The following is a 21686-nucleotide window of genomic DNA, read 5'->3' as shown; positions in this document are numbered from 1 at the left end:
TCGATTATATTGTTTCTAATTTTTCTCTTTCCAGTCGAATTAGTGCCTGCTTGTATTCTTCAGGGAATATTTTAATAAAGCTGGGAAGGTAATCTTCCCAATTCTCAAGAATTCTCTGAGCAAGTGGACTTAGAGTGGTATTGTAATGATTTTCAATTAATTCCCTAAGTTGCTTTATGTCATTATCTTCTTCAACCGCCAGTAGGTTTAACGCCTCCTTATTACACCTTTTCTCAAAAGTCTTTTTCTCATCAAAAATGTAGGCGATACCTCCGCTCATTCCAGCGCCAAAGTTTCTTCCAACTTCACCGAGTATTACGGCTACGCCACCTGTCATGTATTCGCATCCATGATCTCCAATTCCTTCAACCACGGCCTGTGCCCCGGAATTCCTTACGCAAAAACGTTCACCGGCTTTTCCATTTATATAAGCTTCGCCTGAAGTGGCACCATAAAGCGTTACATTTCCGGTTATGATATTATTTTCCGGTTGTAAAGTTGATTTATCCGGAACTTTTATAATCAACTTAGCGCCTGAAAGTCCTTTCCCTAAATAGTCATTTGTGTTTCCATTGACCACCATAGTCAGGCCTTTGGTAGCAAAAGCCCCAAAACTTTGCCCTGCAGAACCCGTAAAATTTAGTTTCAAGGTGTTTTCAGGGAGCCCTTCAGCACCATATATTTTGGATATTTCATTACTAATAATCGCACCTACTGCCCTGTCAGTATTGTGAATTGGAAAATCTAAAGATATTTTTTCCTTTCTAAAAAGCGCAGGATGTGCTTTCTCAATAATCTCGAACTCTATAGAATCATCAATATGATGTTGTTGCTTTTGGGTATTGTAAAATTTCGTATTCTTTGGAACATCTATCGTATGAAGTATAGGTGTCAGGTCTATTCCGGCAGACTTATAATGATCAATTGCGGCATTTCTATCTAGTTTTTGTACCTGGCCTATCATTTCATTAACTGTACGAAAACCTAGCTGAGCCATTATTTCTCTCAATTCCTCGGCTACAAAATACATATAGTTGACTACATGTTCTGGCTTACCTTTAAACTTCTTTCTCAGCTCAGGATTTTGCGTTGCAATACCCACCGGGCAGGTATTTAAATGGCAAACTCGCATCATAATACATCCGGAAGCCACAAGAGGAGCTGTTGCAAATCCAAATTCCTCTGCTCCTAAAAGACAGGCAATTGCTACATCTCTCCCTGTTTTTAATTGTCCATCGCACTCCAGCACTATTCTGTTTCTCAGGTCATTCAGCACCAAAGTCTGCTGTGCTTCAGCAATTCCTAACTCCCATGGAAGGCCTGCATGTTTAAGTGAGGTCAATGGAGATGCACCGGTTCCGCCGTCGAATCCGGAAATAAGAATTACATCGGCCTTAGCTTTGGACACCCCCGCAGCAACTGTTCCTACACCGACTTCAGAGACGAGTTTCACATTAATCCTGGCCTTGCGGTTTGCAGATTTAAGATCATAAATTAATTGCGATAAATCCTCAATGGAATAGATATCATGATGCGGTGGTGGTGAAATAAGACCTACATAGGGTGTTGAATTTCGTGTTTTAGCAATGGCGGGGTTTACCTTTGGGCCGGGTAATTGCCCTCCTTCTCCAGGTTTTGCACCCTGAGCCATTTTAATCTGTATCTCCTGAGCATTTGTAAGATAATCTGAAGTAACACCAAACCTTCCGGAAGCAACTTGTTTAATTGCGCTGTTGCGCCAATCTCCTGTCTGGTTTTTATAGAATCTATCAGCATCTTCTCCGCCTTCCCCTGAATTGCTTTTGCCTCCAATCCTGTTCATGGCAATAGCCAGATTCTCATGCGCCTCTTTACTAATGGAACCATAGGACATAGCACCAGTCTTGAATCTTTTAACTATTTCCGTCCAGGGTTCTACTTCTTCAATAGGAATTGGGTCATAATTTGAAAATTCGAATAAACCGCGAATGGTCATTAAATTTTTGGATTGTTCATTTACCATGTTGGCAAATTCTTTATAGGTGTCCGGCTCGTTATTTCTAACAGACTTCTGAAGTTTGGCAATAGATAAGGGATTGAACATATGTTTTTCCCCATCGCGCCTCCAGCGGTATTCCCCTCCAATTTCAAGATCTAGATTAGCTGCAACATGCTGATCCTGATAGGCTTTTTTATGTCTTTTGGATACCTCTTTTTCTATTTCATACAAACCGATACCCTGAATACGCGTTGGTGTATTTGGAAAATATTTATCCACAACTTTGGTGTTAATCCCAATACATTCAAAGAGTTGGGAACCCCTGTATGAATTTAGAGTAGAGATACCAATTTTATTCATAACCTTTAAAATACCCTTGCCAATGGCCTTATTGTAGTTTTTAATGGCCTCATCAAAAGTGTATTCCGTAATATCATGTTCTTCAATTTGTTCTGCAATTATCTCATTTACCAGGTAGGGATTAATTGCACTTGCTCCAAACCCGAACAATAGTGCAAAATGATGGACTTCCCTTGGCTCTGCAGATTCTATAATGATGCTTAATTTGGAACGTTTACCCAAGCGCTGAAGTCCGCTATTTACATAAGAACAGGCAAGTAAAGCAGGTATAGGCGCTTTGTCTTTATCGGAGTCTCTATCAGATAAAATAATAATGTTTGCTCCGTCATCAATGGCTTTCTCTGCTTCTCTTAAAGTTTTTTCAAGAGCTTCCTCCAAACCGTTATGTCCTCTGGCAATAGTATAGAGAATGGAAATGGAAACGACTTTATAGTCAGGGCTGGCATCGTAGTTTTTAATCTTATCGAGATCTTCTTTGGAAATAACAGGATTTTGGATTTTTAACTTTCGACAACTCAATTCAGTAATGTCAAAAATATTATAATCACTTCCCAATGTAAGGGAAATATCTGTTATTAATTCTTCACGAATACCATCTAAAGGTGGATTAGTTACTTGTGCGAAAAGCTGTTTAAAATAATTATACAAAAGCTGAGGCCGCTCAGATAGTACTGCGATAGGGGTGTCTGACCCCATTGAGCCTATGGGTTCTTTTGCATGTTGCCCCATTGGAAGAATAATTGTATTTATGTCCTCCAGAGTATACCCAAATACTGCTTTTCTTTTCTCCAGAGAAGCTTCATTTAGAAAAAGTGGGCAATCATTATATGGGATCTTTTTCAGGTGAACCAAATTGGTGTCCAACCACTTTTTATAAGGGTTCTTCTTTGCTATTTTTTCTTTAATCTCCTCATCGTTTATAATTCTTCCGGCTTCCATATCAACCAGAAACATTTTTCCCGGTTCAAGTCGGCCGTGATATTCTATATTCTCAGGCTTTATTTCTACCACACCTGTTTCAGAAGACATAATTACATAACCGTCTTTTGTAACCGAGTACCGTGATGGTCTAAGGCCATTTCTGTCTAAAACAGCACCTATGTAACTGCCATCCGTGAAGGGGATAGATGCAGGGCCATCCCATGGTTCCATCACACAGGAATTGTATTCGTAAAAAGCTCGCTTCGCTACTGACATTTCCTGGTTCTTTTCCCAGGCTTCGGGAACTAGCATCATCATTACTTCCGGAAGAGACCGCCCTGTCATTAATAGCAATTCTACTACCATATCCATAGATGCAGAGTCAGATTTTCCAGGTAAAATTACAGGTAGAATATTTTTTATTTCCTCTCCAAACAGATTACTTTTTAATATGGCTTCCCTTGAACGCATTCGCATAACATTACCTCTAAGGGTGTTGATCTCCCCGTTATGACACATGTACCTGAAAGGTTGGGCAAGATCCCAGGTCGGAAAAGTATTGGTGGAAAAGCGCTGATGAACCAAGGCTAATCTGGTAACTACCCTCGCATCCATTAAATCTGTAAAGTAGAGCTTTATATCATTAGGCATTAATAGCCCTTTGAAGATGATAATTTTTGTTGAAAGACTGGGAGCATAGAAAAAATTACTTTCCGATAATTTTGAGTTAATAAGTGTATGTTCTGTTACTTTCCGAGCGATATACAGCTTAAGGTTAAAATCAAAATCCTTTTGCTCCTTATTTTCTTTACCAACAAAGATTTGTTTAACAAAAGGCTCTGTTTCCCCCGCGATTCTTCCGGGAATAGCTTTGTTAACTGGAACATTTCGCCATCCTAGTAATTGTAATCCCTGTTTTTTTATATTTTCTTCGAAGATCGAGACACAATAGTCCCTTTGATTTTCCTTTTTTGGAAAGAAAACATTACCCACAGCATAATCACCTGCTTTAGGAATTGTAAAATCACATTCATCCAGGAAGAACTGATGAGGAATATCAATCAGGATACCGGCACCATCTCCTGTCTTACCATCCGCACTTACAGCTCCCCTGTGTTCTAATTTATCAAGGATTTCGAGTGCCTTGTGAATGATATCATTCGACTTTTTTCCTTTTAGGCTGCAAATAAATCCAGCACCACAGTTATCATGTTCAAATTCAGGTAGATACAAGCCTTGTCTTTTCATCATCTTTATTACAGTATTTACTCAAAAATATCATTTTAAATGAAATATATACATCATTTAATAATATAGTGTGCAAAATATTTAACGTTTACAATAAAACGTTAAAAAATATTCAATTTGAAATTTTTAGGGGCCCTAAATTGAGATTATAATAAAACATAAGTATAAGTTGCCTACTAAAGAGAAGGTTGGAGGGGGTAAATAGGTCAAAGTTGAGATTATTTTACTCTGACCCCTGCATTTTGAAATATTATTGAAAAGATTAAATGGTTATTCGTTCGGTTTCCCTAATAATTTTAGGGCTGTTGATTATTTATAGTATTCAAGGGGCTAATTTTTTAGTATACTTCTGGATATTACTATCTTTTGTATCTCCGATGTTCCCTCATATATTTGGGTGATTTTTGCATCCCTCATCATTCGTTCAACATGGTATTCTTTAACGAATCCATTTCCTCCAAATATTTGTACAGCTTCCACTGTTGTTTCCATGGCAATTTGTGAGGCATAAAGTTTGGCCATTGCACCAGAAATATCGTAATCATTACCCTGATCTTTATCCCACGCAGCTTTGTAAACGAGATATCTGGCCGCTTGAATTTGTGTATGCATGTCTGCCAGTTTAAAAGCAATAGCCTGATGGTTAGCTATTTCCGTGCCAAATGCTCTGCGTTCTTTTGAATACTTTTTGGCTAATTCATAAGCGCCGGCGGCTATTCCCAGTGCCTGTGCTGCAATACCAATTCTTCCACCGGCAAGGGTCTTCATGGCAAATTTAAAACCAAAACCATCTTCACCAATTCTATTTTCCTTGGGTACTTTTACATCGTTGAATATTAAAGAATGCGTATCGCTCCCTCGTATTCCTAATTTATTTTCTTTAGGTCCTATTTCAAATCCCGGCATTCCTTTTTCAACTATCAGCGCATTTATTCCTTTATGCCCTTTTTCTACATGGGTTTGAGCAATTACTATATATATAGATGCAGAATTACCATTTGTGATCCAATTTTTTGTTCCGTTCAGAACATAATGGTCACCTTTATCAAGAGCTGTGGTTTTTTGAGATGTGGCATCACTACCCGCTTCCGGTTCTGAAAGGCAGAAAGCACCTATAATTTCACCTGAGGCCATTTTTTTCAGATATTTTTCTTTTTGCTCCTTGGAACCATAGGTCTCTAAACCCCAGCATACCAATGAATTATTTACAGATACAACAACCGAAGAGGATGCATCTATTTTTGAGAGTTCCTCCATGGTTAAAACATAGGACAAGGTATCTAAACCACTCCCGCCGTATTCGGGATCTACCATCATTCCCATAAAACCGAGCTCTCCCATTTTTTTCACTTGTTCGGAAGGGAATTGCTGTGTCTCATCACGTTCAATTACACCGGGTAACAATTCGGCATGGGCAAAATCTCTGGCCGCCTGCTTAATCATTTCCTGTTCTTCTGTTAGCGTAAAATTCATTGCAATAGAATTTGATATAAACCATTACAAAGATACAAGACTGATGTAAAATATGTATGGATAGATTACCTTATTTATAAAAGTGAAAGTCTTTACAAAAGAGTTAACTTTTGCTACCAAGTATGATCTAAAAAGCTTTTAAAGTAGCACAATATTTTTATATTTGTCTGAGGTGCACCTATTACCTAAAATATCAAATATATTATGAGACAACACTAGCTTCATTTGGTTTATTTATAGTTATAACACCAATTTTAGTTCACATATTTAAATCTTGTCACATAATTAGTTGATAATCAAATGAAAAAGCTATTAAAAATATATGAAAACAAACCGCCAGAGATAGTCTTTAACTGGAAGGATTCAGAAACTGAAGCTGAAGGATGGACAGTTATTAATTCTCTAAGAGGTGGTGCAGCGGGGGGTGGAACCAGAATGCGCGAAGGTTTGGACATGAACGAAGTGCTATCCCTGGCAAAAACAATGGAAGTGAAGTTTACGGTATCTGGCCCGCCAATTGGAGGAGCGAAGTCGGGTATTAATTTTAACCCTCATGATCCAAGAAAAAGAGGAGTTCTGGAAAGATGGTATGCAGCTGTTTCTCCCCTACTTAAAAGTTACTATGGTACCGGAGGAGATTTAAATGTAGATGAAATTCATGAGGTTATACCAATAACAGAGGATGTTGGCGTTTGGCACCCGCAGGAAGGCGTGTTTAATGGTCATTTCAGGCCCACAGAAGCCGATAAAATAAATAGGATAGGACAGCTAAGACAGGGAGTTATTAAGGTTTTGGAAAGCAATACTTATTCCCCTGATGTCAGCAAAAAATACACAGTTGCCGATATGATAACGGGTTTTGGTGTTGCAGAAGCAATAAGGCACTACTATGATATCTTTGGCGGAACTGTGATAGGTAAACGAGCTATTGTTCAGGGATTTGGGAATGTAGGATCAGCTGCAGCTTTTTATTTGGCCCAAATGGGTGCCAGGATTGTTGGAATTATTGATCGTGTAGGTGGTGTTATTAATGAAGACGGTTTTTCATTCGAAGAAATAAAGACCTTCTTTTTGCATAAAAAGGGAAATACATTAATAGCAGATGCAGATAAAATGATTCCTTTTGATGAAATGAATAAACGTATCTGGAGTTTACCCACGGAAATTTTTGCACCTTGTGCGGCTTCCAGGTTAATCACCCAGGAACAAATCTCTGAAATGATAGATACAGGCCTAGAGGTCATTTCATGTGGCGCAAATGTGCCATTTGCAGACCCTGAAATATTTTTTGGGCCAATTATGGAGTATACAGATGAAAGGGTAAGTCTTATCCCTGACTTTGTTTCTAACTGTGGAATGGCCAGATTATTTGCCTATTTCATGGAGCGAAGAGTGGGTATGGATGATGAATTAATTTTTAATGATACTTCAGATACCATTCGAAAAGCAATTTTGAATATCTTTAAAGAAAATGTAACAAAAAAGAACATGAGCAAGACGGCATTTGAAATTGCCCTAAAACAACTAATCTAAAACCAACCAACATGGAGACCATTATTATTATTGTATTCTTAGCAGGCTATTTGGCTATTACCCTTGAGCATAATCTAAAAATAGACAAACTAATTCCTGCATTGGCCATGATGGCAATTTTATGGGCCATTATAGCATTGGCTCATTTGCCGGTATTTGAAGTAAACACCGACTTAAAAGAACTGGAACCTTCACATATTGATGAAATGCTGTTGCACCATTTGGGTAAAACCGCAGAAATTATTGTGTTCTTATTAGGGGCAATGACTATAGTGGAGATTATAGATTATTTTGATGGGTTTGCTACAATTAAGGGTTATATCCGCACCAGAAAAAAATCTAAATTACTGTGGCTTTTTTCCATATTAGCTTTTATTCTTTCCGCAATTATAGATAACCTTACAGCTACCATTGTATTGGTAACCATATTGCAAAAAGTAATCAAAGAACGTGAGGTTAGGCTTTGGTTTGCAGGGATGATTATTATTGCTGCTAATGCCGGAGGGGCATGGTCTCCTATTGGAGATGTTACAACTACAATGCTATGGATCGGCAATAAGGTTTCCGCTCTGCAACTCATTAAATTTGTACTGATACCATCAATAGTTTGTATGGTCCTTCCTGTTCTTGTGGCATTGCGGTACAAGGCATTTAAAGGAAATATTAAGGCTGAATTGGAAGATAAAGAAATGGCAAAATCACAATCCCCGTTTGGAGCAACCATGTTATATCTGGGATTGGGTTCTATTGTTTTTGTACCATTTTTTAAGACCATTACGCATTTACCTCCCTATGTGGGGATGATGCTTTCCCTGGCAGTTGTGGCTGCGTTTGCAGAAATTTATACAAGCGCTAAGTTCAGTATTTCGAGCGTTGATTCGGCGGAGAGTCAGGAAGGAGCTCACCATAGTGCTGTGCATGCTTCCTTATCCAAAATAGAGCTTCCAAGTATACTATTTTTCCTTGGGATACTTCTGGCGGTGGCTGCCCTGGAATCCTTAGGAATGTTATTTCATTTTGCAGGTACACTAGATTCTACAATGCCATTCCTTGGCACTGAAGCAATAAACGGATCTGTATCAGATTTGGTAATACTATTATTGGGGGTTGGATCCGCTGTAATAGACAACGTACCTTTGGTGGCTGCCAGTATGGGGATGTTCTCAATACCTTTAGATGATTCTGTCTGGCATTTTATTGCTTATTCCGCAGGAACAGGAGGAAGCATGTTAATTATTGGATCGGCAGCCGGCGTTGTAGCTATGGGAATGGAGAAAATTGATTTTTTCTGGTATTTAAAGAAAATTGCAGTGCTGGCATTCATTGGTTTTATTGGCGGAGCGGCTGTTTTTATACTTATTCGAAATTTACTATTAAACGCATAATTTAATTGATAAAATACCGTTATAAGGGCAACTTTTAATAGGGAAAAATATGATTATGATTCAGGATCTTGTGGACGAAGCACAGGTTGGCGAAGTTATTTCGGAAGAAAAAACACTTTCAGTTATTGATCTTATCTTTAATGGGGGAGCAGGAAGTATTATAATTATTTCAGTTTTGTTTGTGATGCTGGCTGTTGCGTTATACATTTATTTTGAGCGCTTGTTGGCTATAAAGGCAGCCTCAAAAATAGATAAGAACTTCATGAATCAAATACGCGATCATGTAATGAATGATAAACTGGAAGCTGCTAAAATATTGTGTGCCCAAACAGATTCTCCGGTTGCGAGATTAACAGAAAAAGGGATTTCCAGAATTGGTAAGCCCTTAGATGATATTAATACAGCTATTGAGAATGCCGGAACTCTGGAGGTTTACAAATTAGAGAAAAATGTAAATGTTCTTGCTACGGTTGCTGGCGCTGGACCCATGATTGGGTTTTTAGGAACCGTTATTGGTATGATTATAGCATTCCATCAAATGGCCAGTAGCGGCGGACAAGCAGAAATGGGCGCTTTGGCATCAGGTATTTATACCGCAATGACTACCACAGTTGCAGGTCTGATTGTAGGTATTGTAGCTTATATGGGCTACAACCACCTTGTGAATCGTACAGATAAGGTAGTTCATAAAATGGAGGCAAATGCCGTGGAATTTCTTGATTTACTAAATGAACCTGTTTAAAACAGTCTTATGAAAATTAAAGGAAGAAATAAGATCAGTCCGGAATTTAGCATGTCCTCAATGACGGACATTGTATTCCTGCTGTTGATCTTCTTTATGTTAACCGCTAATTCACCCAATGCGTTGGACCTGCTTTTGCCAAAGGCAAAAGGAAAATCTACAAATAAGCAAAATGTTTCGGTAACGATTAATAAAAACCTGGAGTATTTTGTGAACAGCGAGAGAATAAACGGAGAATACATAGAAATTGAATTAAAAAAAGCACTTGAGGGCCAGGAGAAGCCCACTGTTATTCTAAGGGCTGAAGAAAGCGTGGCCATAAAAGAAGCGGTCAATGTAATGGATATTGCCAATAGGAATAGTTATAAAGTGATCCTGGCTGTGCGGCCAAATTAATGTCCTTTTTAGACACGAGACACAAAAAAAAATCATTTACGCTTACAACTATTTTGTTAAGTGTACTCCTCCTTTTACTTTTTTATGTTGGCCTTACTTATATGGATCCGCCCATAGAGAAAGGGATCACCGTAAATTTTGGTACAATGGAATTTGGTATGGGTGAGAAGCAACCCGTTAAAAAAATAAAGTCTCAGCCTGCGGAACCCGTGAAAGAGTTAGAGGAGGAAGTAGTAGAAGAAAAGCCTGCTGCTCAACCGGAAGAAGTAGTTGAAGAAGATCTAACAGAAAAGGCCACTGAGAAGCTACTTACCCAGGAAGATGAAGAATCTGTAAGAATCAGGCAACAGGAGGCTGCAAAACGTGAAGCTGAAGAAGCGGCAAGGAAAGCCCAGGCCAAAGAGGAACAATTGGCAAGGGAACAAAAGGCTGCAGAGGAAAAAGCCCAGCGAGAAAAGGAAGCCAAAAAGAAAAAGCTGGATGAACTTATGGGCGGACTTAATAAATCTGACGGTGAGGTTCAGGGTGGTGAGGGTGATGATGACATGGCAGGAGATAAAGGACAACCAGATGGAGATCCGTATGCCACAAGCTATTATGGTAGTCCCGGATCCGGAAGTGGAACTGGCGGATATGGCCTCAGCGGACGCTCTCTGGTGAGTAAGGGCAAAGTGCAACAAGAATGCAATGAAGAAGGAAGAGTAGTTGTTAAAATTACTGTAGATAGAAATGGTAAGGTTATTAATGCTACTCCGGGGGTAAAGGGCACTACTAATAGTCATCCCTGTTTATTGGAACCTGCAAAAAAAACAGCATTTCTGCACAAATGGAATCTGGATTCCAAAGCGCCCAGTCAACAGATAGGATTTGTTGTGGTGAACTTTAAACTGGGGGAGTAATTAATGAACTACAAGGAGACCCTGGATTGGATGTTCGCACAACTTCCAATGTACCAGGAAAAGGGATCAAAGGCATATAAAGGCAAACTAAAAAACAGCCTGTCTTTGGCCACACACTTAGAAAACCCACATCTAAATTTTAAGAGTATTCATGTGGCAGGAACAAATGGGAAAGGTTCCAGCAGCCACATGCTCGCATCCATATTGCAGGAAGCTGGATATAAGGTCGGGCTGTATACTTCTCCCCATATGAAAGATTTCAGGGAGCGGATTAAGATTAATGGAAAACCTATTAGTCAAAATAATGTCATAGAGTTTATTGAAAAGAATAAGGGATTTCTGGAAACAAATAAGCTGTCTTTTTTTGAAATGTCTGTGGGAATGGCATTTGAGTATTTTTCCAGGAAGAAGGTATCCATTGCTATAATTGAAGTGGGCCTGGGCGGACGTTTAGATGCTACGAATATTATTACTCCCGAAGCTTCACTTATAACGAATATTGGCTTAGACCATACAGATTTACTGGGTCATACAATGGAATTGATATCAAGAGAAAAGGCCGGAATTATAAAAGAGGAAGTTCCTTTAGTGATTAGCGAATATCAGGATGAGATTGCCCCTGTTTTTGAAGAAATTGCAAAGGAAAGAAATTCATATCTGATCTATGCGGATAAGCAAGATTTGATGGAGTATAAAACCTCTCTTTTTGGGAGTTATCAAAACAGGAATATTAAAGGGGTGTTGGCGACTATTAATTTACTTAAAGAGTTTAATATAAGTGAGGAACATATAAGAAATGGCCTTATGAAGGTGGTTGAGAATACAGGACTGCTGGGTAGATGGCAGATTCTGCAAGAAAACCCCAAAGTTATGTGTGATACGGCCCACAATAGTGAAGGCCTCACTTTGGTGCTGGAACAAGTTAAGCTGCAAAAATTTAAAACCTTACATATAGTTCTCGGTTTTGTAAAAGAGAAGAATCTTGATGTACTATTACCCTTGTTTCCTAAAGATGCGATTTATTATTTGGCCAGACCTGATATTCCAAGGGGGTTAGATGCAGAAATCTTAAAGAAAAAAGCGTCGGAATTTGGATTAGAAGGAACAATATATGCTTCTATACCAAAAGCCTATAAAGCAGCACTAAGCAAAGCAGATAAGGATGATTTTATCTATATAGGCGGCAGCACATTTACGGTTGCAGAGGTCCTGTGATTTTTTCTTATTTTTTGTTTTAGGTAACAAAAAACTATTCTATATTTGCATCCCCTTAGGGGCTCTTAGCTCAGTTGGTTCAGAGCACCTGCCTTACAAGCAGGGGGTCACTGGTTCGAATCCAGTAGGGCCCACATCAAGCAGATAACCTGCGCCAAACGGCGCAGGTTTTTTTATTCCCGGCATAAAGCCAAACTCGCTTGAGCTTTTGTTAGGGAATAAAAAAAGCAGGCATTTAAAGCCTGCAAGTTATCTATTTGCAGGTGCGGTTTCCCGATGGATATGTAATCCAGTAGTTTAGAGGGAATAAAAAAAGCAGGCATTTAAAGCCTGCAAGTTATCTATTTGCAGGTGCGGTTTCCCGATGGATATCTAATCCAGTAGTTTAGAGGGAATAAAAAAAGCAGGCTTTTAAAGCCTGCAAGTTATCTATTTGCAGGAGCGGTTTCCCGATGGATATGTAATCCAGTAGTTTAGAGGGAATAAAAAAAGCAGGCTTTTAAAGCCTGCTAGTTATCTATTTGCAGGAGTGGTTTCCCGATGGATATGCAATCCAGTAGGGCCCACTTGATTATCAAAGAGTTACATGTTATTTCCATGTAGCTCTTTTTTTATTTGCACAAAATGTTAGAATTATTAGTATAATATATTCCAATTATGATCAATAGATGGAAGGTTTAAACCAGGGCGACTTCACATTCAATATATAGGATTTAGGCAGATGGGACTTCTTCTTTATAGCATTAGATTACTACAACTTTTTTTATTTGTATTAATACAATACTACTGTTGAGGAGATTACGAAAGCTCTTTTACGACTTCAACAAAATTCGAATATGATACTCATGTAAGAACTCAAAAGGCACACTTATTTGGAAATATTTAGGGATATGTGAGTATATTAGTATGCATATAACGAGTTAGCGAAAACATTATGATGAATACTTTTATTTATGAAAACATATGGTAGATTGAATACAACATTAATTAGTGTTTAAAAGGAATAATAATTTACAAATCTTAGTCATGGTAAAAATTAGGTATTCTATATTACTAACAGGTCTTGTCTGGCTGGTATTTTTTCCGTATAAAATCAGTGGACAAGAAACAAATGCATTAAATGAAAAGTTTATTCATGAAGTGGACTCTATAGTGAATCTAGTGCAATCAAAATGGAATGCGCCCGGAATTGCCATAGGCATAGTAAAAGATGGCGAGGTTCTTTATAAAAAGGGGTATGGATACAAAGACCTTCAAAAGAAAGAACCTGTTACTTCAAATACCTTATTTTCAATTGCATCTTCTACCAAAGCATTTACATCTACAGGTATTGGTTCATTAGTTGAAGAGGGAAAGCTATCCTGGTATAAACCTGTACGAAGTTATTTTCCCATTTTTCAATTAAGTGATACTATGGCTAACAATAATTCAACTCTTATTGATATTTTAAGTCATAGAACGGGTTTGGCAGGACATGACGTGATGCAAATTGCCATTGCAAAACAATACGATCGAAGAGAAATAGTAAAAAGATTAAGGATCCTTGAATTTTCAAAACCCTTTCGGACTAAATTCATTTATCAAAATCAGATGTATCAAGCTGCTACTGTTATAACTGAAGAAATTTCTGGAATGAAATGGGAGGATTTCATAAGACAGCGCTTATTTGAACCATTAAATATGAACTCAACTATTTTTGCAGGTCCTGAGCTTATTCAACATAAAGATAAAGTCGCAACACGATATACATTTACTCCCGAAGGTGAAATCATTCCTGCTACACCAATAAATTCCTTTATGGAGGAAGTTTCAGGAAGCGGATCAATTTATTCCAATGTTGATGATTTATGCAATTGGATAATCTTCAACCTAAATAGAGGAAAATATAATGGTAATATTATTATTTCGGAGGAAATAATGGACATGATTCAAAAACCTCAAACTATTATTCAAGGTGTCCTATTGCCGGAATTATTAATGCATTCTTATACTGTGGGTTGGAATTCCATGGTTTATAAAGGCCATTTTATGCTTAACCGGCCTGGTGGATATATTGGGATTGCATCTAACATTGCTTTTTTCCCTTTGGATAATATAGGAATTGTCGTACTCGGAAATTTACAATCGACAACTGCTCACATGATTCTATCATTTGAAATCATTGACAGAATGCTGACTCTCGATTCAACACCCTGGTTTGAAAAATTATGGCCCCTCGAAGAATACAGTAAACAACAATTTATAAAGCAACTGAAACCTTCTAAAAAGGAGGGTGAAGTTATCAAGCCATCAAAATCGTTAGTAGATTATGCAGGCGAGTATCAGAATGATGCTTATGGAAACATTATTGTTAAATACGAAAATGATAAATTGTCTATTGACTATATAAATAACTCAGAATTACATCATTATGATCAGGATATATTTGAGGCGTATCAATTATATAAGTTTTATAAATTTGAATTTAGTAAAGACCTTGAAGGGAAGATTTTAGCATTAAAATGTCCTTTTGAACCAGCCACTTCTGACATTGTATTTAAGAAAGTCTTCGAATAGTTAATACTTTCGCTAACACAGCATATAAATAATGGCGGGGTTAGTTGGCTGCCAATGGTAGAATTTCTATTGTAATGTCCACATTGGCTGATAAGAACTCGCTTCGAAAACCGCCACTACTCATATGCTAAACCGTTAGAGAACATTGCTGATTTAAATCTATGATTAAGTTAATATAATATGAAACTTTTCAAAGGATGGATAGGTGAACAGAAAACTGCCCTCAATATGTGGTTTTCACTCAGCGCGAATACTTACCGCAGGTTTCATAATATCATCCTACCTTCCAAAAATGGTACGACCCAGATTGACCATCTTTTGATTTCACGTCATGGATTATTCATTGTAGAAACTAAGAATAAGAAAGGTTGGATTTTTGGATCAGAGAATCAATCTAAATGGACACAAACTTTGTATAAAAAGAAGTATACGTTTCAAAATCCACTAAGACAAACATAGAGACAAAAAAAGGTTTTATCTGAATTCTTAAGTTTGAACGAATCAAAGATATATACCATTGTCTACTTCGTTGGAGATTGTAAGTTTAAGACTTCTTTACCTTCTAATGTAATAAAATCAGGGCTAAATGGATACATAAGGAAATTCCGAAATAAAATACTTTCAGATCAAGAAGTTGATTGTATAATTAATGAAATTGAACAGTTTATTTCAAAATCATCTTTAACGAAAAGGGATCATTTACGGTCTTTAAATAAAAGACATACCTCCAAAACGATATGCCCAAAATGTGGCTCAGATCTAGTTGAAAGAACAGCTATTAAAGGTCCTAGAGCAGGAACAAAGTTTCTAGGATGTAAAGATTATCCGAAATGTCGCTTTACAAAGAATTTATAAAAAAAGTAGATGTCATTTTGAGTTTGGAAAATAATTAGTTAAAAACTAAAACGTTCTCTAACAACGTGGCCTGCAAGTTATCTATTTGCAGGAGTGGTTTCCCGATGGATATCTAATCCAATATTTGGCAGAGAATAAATAAACAAGCCGTCAATGAATAGTTATATAAGTTACTCAGGTCTGCTTATTCCTGTGAAGTGGCATTCATTTCCTCTTCACTTAACCAGCCACCACCAAGCGCTTTATAAAGATTTACATAGCCGGTAAAAAGCTTCTGGGTAGCCTCAGATAAACTCAATTCTGCTTCAAATGCCTGTCTCTGGCTTTCAATTAATTCAAGAAAACTCGTAACACCTTTGTCGTATCGTTCACCCGAAAGATATTGGGCATTTTTAGCTGCAGTAACATGATCCTGCCTGGCTTGAACTTCTCCTTTTAGGGTGGCTATTTCAATAAGAGCATCTTCCACTTCCTGGAAGGCCACTATTACCGTACGTTCGTATTCATAGACCACCTGCTCTGTTATCTTCCGTTCAATTTCAACCCGCCTTTTGTTTTTGCCAAATTCAAACAAAGGTCCAAGAAGGCTACCACCAATAGCCCAGGCGGCCGGATTAGCGGTTAAATTGGAAATATCACCACTTACTACCCCCAGCATTCCGGTGAGACTAATAGCAGGAAACCTCTGAGCAACCGCAATACCTATTCTGGCAGTTTGAGCGTGTAAGAGAGCTTCTGCCTGAAGAATATCTGGCCTCCTTTCCATAAGCATTGAGGGCAAACCAACAGGGATATCAGGAGGTAAGTTTTGTTCATCCAGTTTAGCTCCTGTTGTAATAGGGCCGGGACTTCTGCCGAGAAGTATTCCTAAGGCATTTTCAGTTTGCGCTACAGATCTTTGAAAAAAAGGTACCGCGGCAGCGGCGATTGCCCTCTGAATTTGAGCCTGATTCAGGTCAATTTCAGGTACAATACCCTGGTCGTATCTGGCTTGTATTATATTAAGAGATTTTTGTCGCAATTCCAGGGTCCTCCTGGAGATATATTCCCTCCATTTAAAATCAAGTAACTGATAATAGGTACTGGTAACTGCTGCAATTAAGCCTATTTGTACAGTACGTTGACCATATTCTGAGGCTACCAACTCCGCTTTAGCTGCCTCGTTGGCACGTCGGAATTTACCCCAAAAATCCAATTCCCAGCTTAATGTTCCAAAACCAGCAAAGATATTTTGCGCAGAAAAATCCTGGGTGGGAGCCCCTCCTACTACATTACCCCTGGAGGCGCCTATATTGTAACCTATCTTTGGATAAAGATCAGCTCTTGTAAAACCCAGTTGAGCAAGGGCCTGTTCTATCCTTGAGGAGGCAATGAGTGCATCTTTATTTTCTCTTAGACCAATTTCAATTAGTTCTTCCAAAACCGGATCGTCAAATAATTCCCACCAACTTATGTTGAGTACAGAATCTGTCATGGCCAATTGAATGCTATCATAGCGATAGACCGCAGTAGAATCTATTTCTGTACGCTGAGTTTTAAAACTAGGACCTACTTTACATGCTTCAAATAAAAAGAGGGTACTTATAGCAATAAGTATAAAGGAAATTTTGATTTTCATTTCTTTTATCTTTTTCATCTTAGTCCTTAATTACTGTTGAGGTTGCCATTTCTTTATCTCGTTTTTTCTCATATCCGGCAAGCTTGCCAATCAGAATAAATAACATTGGGTAGAAAAACACACCCAAAAGCGTGGCCAAAGACATACCCCCTAGAAGTGCCATTCCCATTACTTTTCTCGCTTCAGCTCCCGAACCAGAAGCAATCACCAAAGGAAAAACCCCTAAAATAAAAGAGAAGGCAGTCATAAGAATAGGTCTGAATCTGGATCTTGCTGCTTTTATAGCTGCATCAAAAAGGCTCGCTCCTTTTTTAAATTCATCATTAGCAAATTCCACAATTAAGATGGCATTTTTAGCTGCCATCCCAATTAGCATTACAAAGGAAACCTGAGCAAATATGTTGTTTTCAAAAGTTGGACTAAATAATCTGGCTACCCATAGAAATATAAGGGCTCCAAATATGGCAAATGGAGTGCCAAGCAGGATTGAAAATGGTAAAGACCAACTCTCGTATTGTGCAGCCAGGATCAGGAATACAAATACTAAGGAAAAAGTAAGGATGATCATGAGGGATCCTGAGGATTTTTTCTCCTGATAGGACATGGCATTCCAACTATAATTCATGTCTGGAGGCAGCACTTCATCTCCTACTTCCTCTAGCGCTGCCATTGCCTGGGCCGAAGTATAACCGGGTGCAGGACTACCAGTTACTTCTACCGACCTGTATAAATTAAATCTATTCGTATAATCTGGTCCTGAAACAGGTATTACAGTGGCGATTGTAGCAAGGGGTACCATATTACCTTCCTTGTTTTTTATAAAGAAATTGTTGATCTGTTCTTCATTCACTCTATATTCCGGTTCAGCTTGTATATAAGTTTTATAAAGCCTGCCAAACCTGGTGAAGTTGTTCACATAAGCTCCTCCCATAAAAGCCCCTACAGTGGTGTAGAGATCATTAAGAGAAACGCCAAGTTTTAGAGCTTTCTCTTTATTGATGTCTAAAAATCTTTGTGGAACATTAGCCTGGAAAGTAGTGAAAGCAGCTCCAATTTCGGGTCTTTCATTTGCCGCTTTTATGAATTTCATGGTGTTTTGCCCGAGGTATTCGGGGGTGTTTCCTGCTCTATCCTGAATCATTAGACTAAAACCAGAACCATTACCTAAGCCGGGTAAGGCCGGGGGTCCAAAAGCAAATACCTGAGCCCCTTTTATTTTTTGAGCAAACTCCATGTTCAGGTTATTAATTACCTCCTTGGCTGTTAAGTCCCTGTCTCCCCATTCCGTGAGGGTTACAAACATAAAACCATTATTGGGGACAGCAGAACCCGCCAATATACTATATCCGCCTAGAGTAGTTAAATACTCTATATCAGGATTATTTAGAATGATTTCTTCTACTTGTTTGGCAATGACATCTGTTCTCTGAATAGATGCCGCATTGGGGAGTTGTATGTTAACATAGAAGAATCCCATATCCTCTTCAGGAATAAATCCGCCAGGTACCAGACTCCCAAACAAGCCGGCACCTAAGGTCATCACAAGAATAAAAATGACACCTCTTTTCAGTTTTCGGGAAACTACATTGGTAAAACTCATATAGGAATCGGTTGACTTGTCCATTCCCTGGTTGAATTTATGGAAGAATTTGCCCAACAATCCCTTATATGGTTTAGGTTCTTTTAACAGTAAAGAACATAAGGCTGGACTTAGGGTCAATGCATTTACAGAGGATACCAGTACTGAAACTACTATAGTAATAGCGAATTGTTGGTAAAGTAACCCGGTAATTCCCGCCATCCCGGCAACAGGTATAAAAACGGCTACCAATACTAAGGTAGTCGCAATAATTGGCGCGGTTACCTTACTCATGGCGTCCAAAGTGGCTTGTTTGGCGTTCATCCCCTTAGCAATATTTACTTGCACGGCCTCAACCACAACAATGGCATCATCTACTACAATACCAATTGCCAAAACAAGTCCCAAAAGGGATAAAACATTTATTGTAAAACCTAATATGGGGAAAAAGATAAAGGCTCCTATTAAGGAAACAGGAATGGCTAAAGTAGGAATTAAGGTAGCACGCCAATCTTGTATGAAGATAAATACTACCAATACTACTAGTAAAAGAGCAATAAACAGGGTTACCACAATATCTTTAATACCTGCTGTAATAGGTAAGGTAGAGTCAAGGGCTACATCATATTTAATACCTTCCGGAAAATTCTTGGAAAGATCTTCCATCTCCGTTAATAAATTCTCGGCCAATTCAACAGCATTAGATCCAGGAGCCTGGTAAACCGCTATAATGGCACAAGTTTCTTTATTCATTCTTGGGATCATAGCATAGGTTTCAACTCCAAGATTTACAGTGGCAATATCTTTTATTTTTACTTGAGATCCATCGGTATTTGTTCTTACAACAATATCCTCAAAAGCCTCAGCGGAATTAAATCTTTCTGGTAAACGAACGGTGTAGGTAAACTCCGTACCAGGTGGTGCCGGCTCTGCTCCGAATTTTCCTCCCGGAACAATTACATTCTGTGCATTTATGGCATTTAGAATTTCAGGTACTGTAATGCCCATTTTAGAAAGTAAATCGGGTTTCACCCAAATTCTCATCGAATATTCAGAAGTTCCTAAAATATCAACCCGCCCAATTCCTTTAATTCTTGATAACTGATCTTTTATATTTATCAAAGCATAATTACCCAGAAAATCCTGATCATACCCTCCATCAGAAGTAAGCGTCATGGCCATCATAATATTAGGTAAGGACTTTTCGGTGGTTACCCCAAATTTTGTTACCTCCTGCGGAAGCTTTGCGGAAGCAGCAGAGACCCTATTCTGAGCCAAAACCGTATTCATATCAGGGTCAGTACCTACATCAAATGAAATGTCAATGACCATAGAACCATCATTGGCGTTGGTAGATTTCATATAAATCATGTTATCTACCCCATTGATTTGCTGTTCTAAAGGAGTAGCAACAGATTCTTCAACGCTGATTGCATTGGCTCCTGTATAGTTGGCTCTTACCTGGACAATTGGAGGTGTAAGGTTTGGATATTGTTCTATGGGTAATCCTATCATAGATACACTACCCACGATGACAATAACAATGGCTATTACAATAGCCACAATGGGTCTTCTAACGAAGAAATTACCTGAGTTTTCGGCCATATTAGGTTTAGTTTTCAGAGTTTTGACTATCGAATGTTGTAACCACCGGCCGTATTTCCATACCAGTTGCTACCTTTTGCAAGCCATCAATTACAACCTGTTCGTTTGCAGCTAACCCTTCTTTGATAAGCCATAAATCACCTATTTTGTCTAAGACTTTTACTTGTCTTGCTTTTACCATATTTCCTTTTTCTACAACAAATACGGAATATTGACCTTGTAGTTCCGTAACGCATTTCTGTGGGATAAGAATGGCATCTTCGGCTATTTCAAATTCAACCCGTATTTTGGCATACATTCCGGGTCTAAGGAGTCCTTTATTATTATTAAAAGATGCCTGGACCAATATTGAACCGGTTTCGGAATCTATAGCCCTTCCCAGGAATTCTACGCTTCCTTTTTCCTCATAAATTGTTCCATCTGCAAGGATTAATGTTAAATTACCCTGGTTATTCGGGTTCTGACGATCTACAGTGCCATCATCAGACACGCTTTGTTCAAAATCGCGGGCAATTGATAAATATTCCGCTTCCGTTAGAAAAAATTCAACCCTCATTTTACTAATATCCGATACCACATTAAGAATTACAGGGTTAGGCTCGCGCCCGACAAATTCGCCGGTTCGCGCTTCCGTTTTGCCTATCAACCCATTTATTGGAGAACTTATTCTGGTATAACCCAGCTGTATTTGAGACATTCGTAAATTGGCCTGGGCTGCCTCTACTGAAGATACGGCGGCATCTCTGCTCGCCTGGGCCGCATCCAGATCACTTTTGCTCACCGCATTAATTTCTGCTAAAGGTTTGTATCTGGCTAATTCATTCTCAGCATTAACCAGATAAGTTTGAGCCTCCGCAACCGTACTTTCCAAAGATGCCACCTGTGTTTCAAATGGTTGTGAATCTATTGTGTATAGTAATTGTCCTTTTTTAACCGGATAGCCTTCTTCAAAATGAACGCCAAGAAGAAACCCTTCAACCCTGGCTCTGATTGGGATGTCCTGAAAGCCATATACTTGTCCAACAAACTCCCGGTTTAAAGGGACATCTTTTTTAATGACATTAATAACCTGGATTTCGGGAATAGGTCTTGCTGCTATAGATTTATCCTTACATGATGTAAAAAACACCGAACCTATGCATATTAAAATTAAAATGTGGGAAAAATATATGGACTTCATAGAATTATGAATTAAAAAGTGAAAATAGTATTTATATTGCATTGAAAAAAAAAAAGAGTAACTTGAATATTAAATCCCTCAACAAATACAAGTTTTCCATTTATTTAATCAATTCTAAGATTTAATGATAAGCTGACATATAT

13 protein-coding genes and 1 tRNA gene are annotated in these 21686 nt (G+C 38.3%); 9 read left to right on the top strand and 5 right to left on the bottom strand.

The window, feature by feature from the left end; all coding sequences use genetic code 11:
* Positions 1-4: 4 nt before the first annotated feature.
* Positions 5-4507 carry a glutamate synthase large subunit gene (gltB, locus tag ABJH90_RS11205; protein WP_348139369.1) on the bottom strand — a complete coding sequence of 1501 codons (4503 nt, stop codon included), beginning with the start codon at positions 4505-4507 and terminating at the stop codon, positions 5-7.
* A gap of 330 nt (positions 4508-4837) precedes the next feature.
* Positions 4838-5980, bottom strand: coding sequence for an acyl-CoA dehydrogenase family protein (locus ABJH90_RS11200; RefSeq protein ID WP_348139341.1), 1143 nt, complete (start codon positions 5978-5980; stop codon positions 4838-4840).
* 300 nt (positions 5981-6280) lie between these two features.
* Here ABJH90_RS11200 and ABJH90_RS11195 point away from each other — a divergent pair, with 300 nt between their 5' ends.
* From ABJH90_RS11195 to ABJH90_RS11155, 9 genes are all read left to right on the top strand, one after another.
* Positions 6281-7513: a Glu/Leu/Phe/Val dehydrogenase dimerization domain-containing protein gene (locus tag ABJH90_RS11195; RefSeq protein ID WP_348139339.1), complete on the top strand. Its 1233-nt coding sequence runs from the start codon at positions 6281-6283 to the stop codon at positions 7511-7513.
* An 11-nt stretch (positions 7514-7524) separates the two neighbouring features.
* Positions 7525-8898, top strand: coding sequence for a sodium:proton antiporter NhaD (gene nhaD / locus ABJH90_RS11190; protein ID WP_348139337.1), 1374 nt, complete (start codon positions 7525-7527; stop codon positions 8896-8898).
* A gap of 49 nt (positions 8899-8947) precedes the next feature.
* Positions 8948-9640 carry a MotA/TolQ/ExbB proton channel family protein gene (locus ABJH90_RS11185; protein WP_348139334.1) on the top strand — a complete coding sequence of 231 codons (693 nt, stop codon included), beginning with the start codon at positions 8948-8950 and terminating at the stop codon, positions 9638-9640.
* A 9-nt stretch (positions 9641-9649) separates the two neighbouring features.
* Positions 9650-10036: a biopolymer transporter ExbD gene (locus ABJH90_RS11180; RefSeq protein WP_348139332.1), complete on the top strand. Its 387-nt coding sequence runs from the start codon at positions 9650-9652 to the stop codon at positions 10034-10036.
* Positions 10036-10935: an energy transducer TonB gene (locus ABJH90_RS11175; RefSeq protein ID WP_348139330.1), complete on the top strand. Its 900-nt coding sequence runs from the start codon at positions 10036-10038 to the stop codon at positions 10933-10935. The genes ABJH90_RS11180 and ABJH90_RS11175 overlap by 1 nt, the downstream gene beginning before the upstream one ends.
* Before the next feature lie 3 nt (positions 10936-10938).
* Entirely contained in the window at positions 10939-12150 is a 1212-nt protein-coding gene (locus tag ABJH90_RS11170; RefSeq protein WP_348139328.1) for a folylpolyglutamate synthase/dihydrofolate synthase family protein, read from the top strand.
* Positions 12151-12209: 59 nt separating this feature from the next.
* A tRNA-Val gene (locus ABJH90_RS11165) sits at positions 12210-12284 on the top strand.
* Positions 12285-13176: 892 nt separating this feature from the next.
* Complete coding sequence (locus tag ABJH90_RS11160; protein WP_348139326.1) at positions 13177-14706, top strand: serine hydrolase; 1530 nt, start codon at positions 13177-13179, stop codon at positions 14704-14706.
* A gap of 180 nt (positions 14707-14886) precedes the next feature.
* Positions 14887-15165: a nuclease-related domain-containing protein gene (locus ABJH90_RS11155; protein WP_348139324.1), complete on the top strand. Its 279-nt coding sequence runs from the start codon at positions 14887-14889 to the stop codon at positions 15163-15165.
* A gap of 580 nt (positions 15166-15745) precedes the next feature.
* Here ABJH90_RS11155 and ABJH90_RS11150 read toward each other — a convergent pair.
* The 3 genes from ABJH90_RS11150 to ABJH90_RS11140 are packed head-to-tail and all read right to left on the bottom strand — an operon-like array spanning position 15746 to position 21543.
* On the bottom strand, positions 15746-17179 hold the full coding sequence (locus ABJH90_RS11150) for an efflux transporter outer membrane subunit (RefSeq protein WP_348319626.1): 1434 nt from the start codon (positions 17177-17179) through the stop codon (positions 15746-15748).
* Between the two features lie 19 nt (positions 17180-17198).
* Complete coding sequence (locus ABJH90_RS11145; protein WP_348139320.1) at positions 17199-20363, bottom strand: efflux RND transporter permease subunit; 3165 nt, start codon at positions 20361-20363, stop codon at positions 17199-17201.
* Between the two features lie 7 nt (positions 20364-20370).
* Positions 20371-21543 (bottom strand): efflux RND transporter periplasmic adaptor subunit, encoded by a 1173-nt coding sequence (locus ABJH90_RS11140; RefSeq protein WP_348139318.1) that lies wholly within the window; start codon positions 21541-21543, stop codon positions 20371-20373.
* Positions 21544-21686: the final 143 nt, after the last annotated feature.

The sequence above is a fragment of the Eudoraea sp. genome (assembly GCF_039969275.1).
In the GTDB taxonomy this organism is placed as follows: domain Bacteria; phylum Bacteroidota; class Bacteroidia; order Flavobacteriales; family Flavobacteriaceae; genus Eudoraea.
Note: the sequence above shows the minus strand (reverse complement) of the source record. Positions and strands in the feature narration are given on the sequence as shown.

Coding starts and splice junctions, on each gene's coding strand:
- gltB (WP_348139369.1), bottom strand. CDS start 4,507: ATGAAAAGACAAGGCTTGTATCTACCTGAATTTGAACATGATAACTGT.
- ABJH90_RS11200 (WP_348139341.1), bottom strand. CDS start 5,980: ATGAATTTTACGCTAACAGAAGAACAGGAAATGATTAAGCAGGCGGCC.
- ABJH90_RS11195 (WP_348139339.1), top strand. CDS start 6,281: ATGAAAAAGCTATTAAAAATATATGAAAACAAACCGCCAGAGATAGTC.
- nhaD (WP_348139337.1), top strand. CDS start 7,525: ATGGAGACCATTATTATTATTGTATTCTTAGCAGGCTATTTGGCTATT.
- ABJH90_RS11185 (WP_348139334.1), top strand. CDS start 8,948: ATGATTATGATTCAGGATCTTGTGGACGAAGCACAGGTTGGCGAAGTT.
- ABJH90_RS11180 (WP_348139332.1), top strand. CDS start 9,650: ATGAAAATTAAAGGAAGAAATAAGATCAGTCCGGAATTTAGCATGTCC.
- ABJH90_RS11175 (WP_348139330.1), top strand. CDS start 10,036: ATGTCCTTTTTAGACACGAGACACAAAAAAAAATCATTTACGCTTACA.
- ABJH90_RS11170 (WP_348139328.1), top strand. CDS start 10,939: ATGAACTACAAGGAGACCCTGGATTGGATGTTCGCACAACTTCCAATG.
- ABJH90_RS11160 (WP_348139326.1), top strand. CDS start 13,177: ATGGTAAAAATTAGGTATTCTATATTACTAACAGGTCTTGTCTGGCTG.
- ABJH90_RS11155 (WP_348139324.1), top strand. CDS start 14,887: ATGAAACTTTTCAAAGGATGGATAGGTGAACAGAAAACTGCCCTCAAT.
- ABJH90_RS11150 (WP_348319626.1), bottom strand. CDS start 17,179: ATGAAAATCAAAATTTCCTTTATACTTATTGCTATAAGTACCCTCTTT.
- ABJH90_RS11145 (WP_348139320.1), bottom strand. CDS start 20,363: ATGGCCGAAAACTCAGGTAATTTCTTCGTTAGAAGACCCATTGTGGCT.
- ABJH90_RS11140 (WP_348139318.1), bottom strand. CDS start 21,543: ATGAAGTCCATATATTTTTCCCACATTTTAATTTTAATATGCATAGGT.